Annotated in this window: 6 protein-coding genes; 1 reads left to right on the forward strand and 5 read right to left on the reverse strand. The window is 60.9% G+C overall.

Features of this window, described 5'->3' with window-relative positions; genetic code table 11:
* Positions 1–24 precede the first annotated feature (24 nt).
* Positions 25–930 (reverse strand): VOC family protein, encoded by a 906-nt coding sequence (locus V7D69_RS15390; RefSeq protein WP_333606246.1) that lies wholly within the window; start codon positions 928–930, stop codon positions 25–27.
* Positions 931–1,060: 130 nt separating this feature from the next.
* Between V7D69_RS15390 and V7D69_RS15395 the strand changes: the two genes are divergently transcribed.
* The gene (locus V7D69_RS15395) at positions 1,061–1,585 is read left to right on the forward strand and encodes a MarR family winged helix-turn-helix transcriptional regulator (protein ID WP_333606247.1); all 525 of its coding nucleotides are present in this window, start codon (positions 1,061–1,063) and stop codon (positions 1,583–1,585) included.
* Positions 1,586–1,660: 75 nt separating this feature from the next.
* Here V7D69_RS15395 and V7D69_RS15400 read toward each other — a convergent pair whose 3' ends face one another.
* The 4 genes from V7D69_RS15400 to V7D69_RS15415 form a co-directional block, all read right to left on the reverse strand.
* Entirely contained in the window at positions 1,661–2,596 is a 936-nt protein-coding gene (locus tag V7D69_RS15400) for an NmrA family NAD(P)-binding protein (protein WP_333606248.1), read from the reverse strand.
* A 44-nt stretch (positions 2,597–2,640) separates the two neighbouring features.
* Positions 2,641–2,823: a hypothetical protein gene (locus V7D69_RS15405; RefSeq protein WP_333606249.1), complete on the reverse strand. Its 183-nt coding sequence runs from the start codon at positions 2,821–2,823 to the stop codon at positions 2,641–2,643.
* Positions 2,824–2,848: 25 nt separating this feature from the next.
* The gene (locus tag V7D69_RS15410; protein WP_333606250.1) at positions 2,849–3,856 is read right to left on the reverse strand and encodes a fumarylacetoacetate hydrolase family protein; all 1,008 of its coding nucleotides are present in this window, start codon (positions 3,854–3,856) and stop codon (positions 2,849–2,851) included.
* 18 nt (positions 3,857–3,874) lie between these two features.
* On the reverse strand, positions 3,875–4,167 hold a 293-nt coding region (locus tag V7D69_RS15415), incomplete at its 5' end, for a cytochrome P450 (protein WP_333606251.1).

Below are 4,167 nucleotides of genomic sequence, written 5' to 3' on the forward strand. Positions count from 1 at the left end.
TGCGATTGCCGATGCCGATCGTTTCTAATTTTGATGGGGTTCGATCGCCCCCAATTGCGCTTCGGGCGCGCCGGGCTTGCGGTGGCCCCACGACCAGCCCCGGCGCTCATATCGATCTTTGGCCCAGGTCCGTTCATCGACGGCGATCGAACCCCAGCCAATTTCCAGATTGAACGGCGCAGGCGTCGCCGCGTAGAGCGAGACCACGCCGTCGGTGGGATGCCGCCCAAGATCGCGCTCGATCGGGTGGTCGCCTGCGATCAATCGGTCCCGGATCGCACCCAGATCGTCGAGCGTCGCCACTTCCACCATGATATGGTCGATGCCGGGACGGCCCGAAGGCGTCTGCGCCATCGCCAAACTATGGTGGCGCGTGCCCGCCCGCAGGAATGCCACCTGCAATTGGCCGACATCGGCGATTTCGGTCAGCTTCAGTCCCAGCGCCTTCTGGTAGAAGGCGATGCTCCTGGCGATGTCCGCGACCGCCAGCGTTGCATGCCCCATGCCGCTCTCGCCTGCGACAAATGTCACATGCTCGGGTGATCGGAACGGACTTCGGATCGTCGTTCGTGCGCCCCAGAAGAGTTCGCAGCGATTACCGTCTGGGTCGGTGAATTCGGCGAGCCGCTCGACATTCTGCAGGAGCGCGAGGTCGGGTCGATCCTTCGGTGCCGCACCCTCCTGCTCCAGCCGCTGAACAATCGCCTGGAAGTCAGTCGGAGACGCGGCCTCCCAGCCAATTGCGGACAGACGCTCGGCCTCGCCTTCGCGCAGAATGATCCGGGCCCAGCGATCGGCATCCATGCGCAATCCTGCAGCATGGTCGCGTACATCAATCTCAAAGCCGATCAGGCTCGCAAGCTTGAGCCAGGAGGGCCTCGCCGCAGTCTCGATCTCGAGATAGCCAATTTGCGTGACGGCAGGCTCCAAGTCTCTCTCCAAGCTTGTCTGATTCTTTCTTTAAGTTAGATGTCTAATTGTTAGACGTCAAGTTTTACGGGTTCCCTTGCGGGCTAAATTATGGTCTCAGGAATCAACAAAACTGGAGCGTGACACGCGGATGTCTGAACCCAATGTCGAAGAAGAATTGAAGGCGCTCGCGCGGCTTTCAAACGCGTTCACAAAAGGGCGCGGGAGCGAGGCCCGCAGCGCATCGCGCATCATATGGCATATCATCAGGCTTGCGCGGCACGCCGAGCAACGACTGGAGTTCGAGGTTCATCGACCATTGGGGTGGAGTTGGGCGGGCTTTCGTATCATGGTCAACGCCTATGCTCTGGACTCGATAGAACCCAGCCAGCTGGCCGATATTCTCGGCGTCGCAAGGCCCACGGTCACAAGCAATCTCGACCGCCTCGAACGCGACGGTCTGCTGGTCCGGCAGACCGATCCCGAAAATCGCCGACGCGTGCTGGTCGTACTGACGGACAAGGGACGTGCTGCGGTCGAGCAGGCCATCCCGCTTCAGATGGCGATCGAGAAGGAGTTGACCAGCAGCATTCCGCTGGAACAGCGCGACGGCCTTGAGAAGATGCTGAACATCATGCTCCGATCCTATCGAGGCCATGGGAGCAAGAGCGCCTGAGCGTCGCTTCCGACTGGCTTGGATAGTCGGAAACGCGCCGGAATTCCGGGTCAATCATGATCCTGGGTGGTCATCTCAACCGAGGATCTTCACCCTGTTCTCGACGAGCCAGTCTTTCACGGAAACCGGCTTGCGACCCAGCATGCGCTCGACGAAATCGTTTCGCGCCCACACGACTTCGTTGTTGGCCTCATATTCGAAGAACGCCCACAAAAACTGCAGCCGGGCTTCACCCATGTGCGCATATTCCTCGAAGAACGTCTCCTTGCTGCCGTCATAGGCGATCGGCTCGCCCCAGAGTTCCGACATGAGCGTCGCGACCTCTGCGAAGCGCAGGATATCCTGGCCATTGTTCATCGTGTGGAACTGGCCGATGTGCCGGTGGTTGTCGGACAGGAACACCCGTCCCGCTACCTCCGCAATGTCCCGAGGATCAAGATAGGGTATCAGGCGCTCCGGCCAGATGAGCGTCCTGCGTTCGCGAAGGCCAGGCGCCATCCAGCGGGCGAAATTATCGATGAAGGTCGCCCCGCAGTTCAGATAGGTGACTGGCAGCAGGCTGTCGTCGAGCAGCCTCTTTGCCAGCGGATGCTGGATGGGCAGGCCCATGCCGTGGTCGGTCAGCCACGGCCCGATACGATGCGGATTATATTCGGGCTGATAACCGACCAGCCTGATAATGTGCGGGCTGGTTCCTGCCTCCCGGACGGCGTCGACAAGATTCCCCATCGCCTGCCTTTCGTCAGTGCCGGATGGCGTGAGGACGAATATCCCCTCCATGCCGCTGACCGCGCGAGCGAGCGAGGCCGGATCGGCATAATCCGCCTGGACGACCTCAGCTTGTGCAAAGCGGGATTGCAGCTCCCTCCCCCTGGCCAGGTCGCGCGATACGAGGCGAAGACTGATCCCCGGTGCCTCTCGCGACAGAAAATCCGCCAAGGGTCTACCTATGTGCCCGGCCGCCCCGAAGATCAGGATGCTGCGGGGAACTGCCTTGCGATTGTCGAACATAGCCGGTCTCTCCAATTGTCTGCGCAAGCCGCAAAGGGACGAAATCAGTCGTCGGGCGCGACTTCCACCATGCCGTTTTCAGCGATCTCATCCGAGCGGGTTTGACAGGCCAATCGCGATCCCGCGCGCAATGCGATCTGTCGCTCGAACCGGTCGCGACTGACAAGGGTAAAGAAACGCATGCGCTTTTCCAGTTCGCGAATGATGCCGCAGCTGGTCTTGACCAAATCCGGCACCGCCTGTTTGCCCGCATCAGACGTGCGTTACCTTGTTCGACAACCGTCCAAGCCCATCGATCTCGATATCGATCTGCGGCGTCATCCGGCTCATGTCGATCTCATGGTGCGCCCGGGGGAAGCGCTCATTGCCGCGCGCGGCCGTGCCGCACGTGATGATGTCGCCCGGCTCCAGCGTGAAGTAGCGGCTCGCATGGGCGATGATCTGGCGGACGGGGTAGCTGTAATTGGCCGTCGTGTCGGAAGCGAACTCCTCGCCGTCCGCATAGCCGCGCACAGCCAGTGCGTCGGGGTCGGCAATTTCGTCGGCTGTCGTGATATAGGGACCCATCGGCCCAAAGGTGTCCGCGCCCTTCGAGCGCGCGTGATAGGTAAAGTAGATGCTCAGATCATCCTCACCATGTTCGCGGCGCCAGTCGAAATAGCCCTCATAGCCCGGCGAGCTTTTCTGTTCGGGCGTGACGTCCACTGCGATCGAATCGCCGCGCTTCAACCCTTGCGAGGTGATGTCGTCCACGATCGTGTACCCGAACACATAATCCAGCGCGTCATCGCGCGAGACATGTTTCGCGCGCTTGCCAATGACAAGGCCCAGCTCGAGTTCCGGGAAGGTGAACCCATAGTCCGAGCCGATCTCGATGTCGGCGCCATGGCCGACCAGCGACGAGGGCGGCTTGAGGAAGAACATGGGCCCCGCAGGCTCCACATGCGCTGTATTGTTGAGCCGATTATTGTTCATGGCGACACCGATGATCTTGCTCGGGTCGGGTACGGGGGGCAGCCAGGTGATGGCGTCTTCTCCCACATAGTTCGAAGCCGCCGAGGAGGATTCCGCAATTTCGACGGCATGCTGGACCTGTGCGAGCAGTTCGGGTCCTCCGGCGATCAGAGCCCGCATGGATGAAGGAGCCTCGCCCAGGCCGGCTGCGGCAAAGGCCCGATCGAGCAGAAGCAGGCCACGCCCGCTCATACTGGCGACAGCCAACTGGGAAACACCGTCATGGCGGATGGTCGAGATTTTCATGGGCTTGGTCCTTGATCTTTAGGAGGCTGCGTGAACAGGAAGCGAGCGGAAGCCCCGGAAATTGAGCGATGCGACGCGGACGGCCTTGTCCAGGTCGAGCGAAAATTCGCCCAGATGCGCGAGCAGCTTCTCGAGCGCGATCCGCATTTCGAGCCGTGCGAGCGATGATCCCAGGCAATGATGAATGCCCACATTGAAGGCGATATGCCGCTTTTCCTTGCGGTGAATGTCGAACATATCCGGCGCCTCGAAGCGGCGCTCATCCCGATTGGCTGACGACAGGAGGAGCATGACCCGCGAGTCGGCGGGTA

Source organism: Novosphingobium sp. (assembly GCF_036733805.1).
Taxonomy (GTDB): Bacteria; Pseudomonadota; Alphaproteobacteria; order Sphingomonadales; family Sphingomonadaceae; genus Novosphingobium.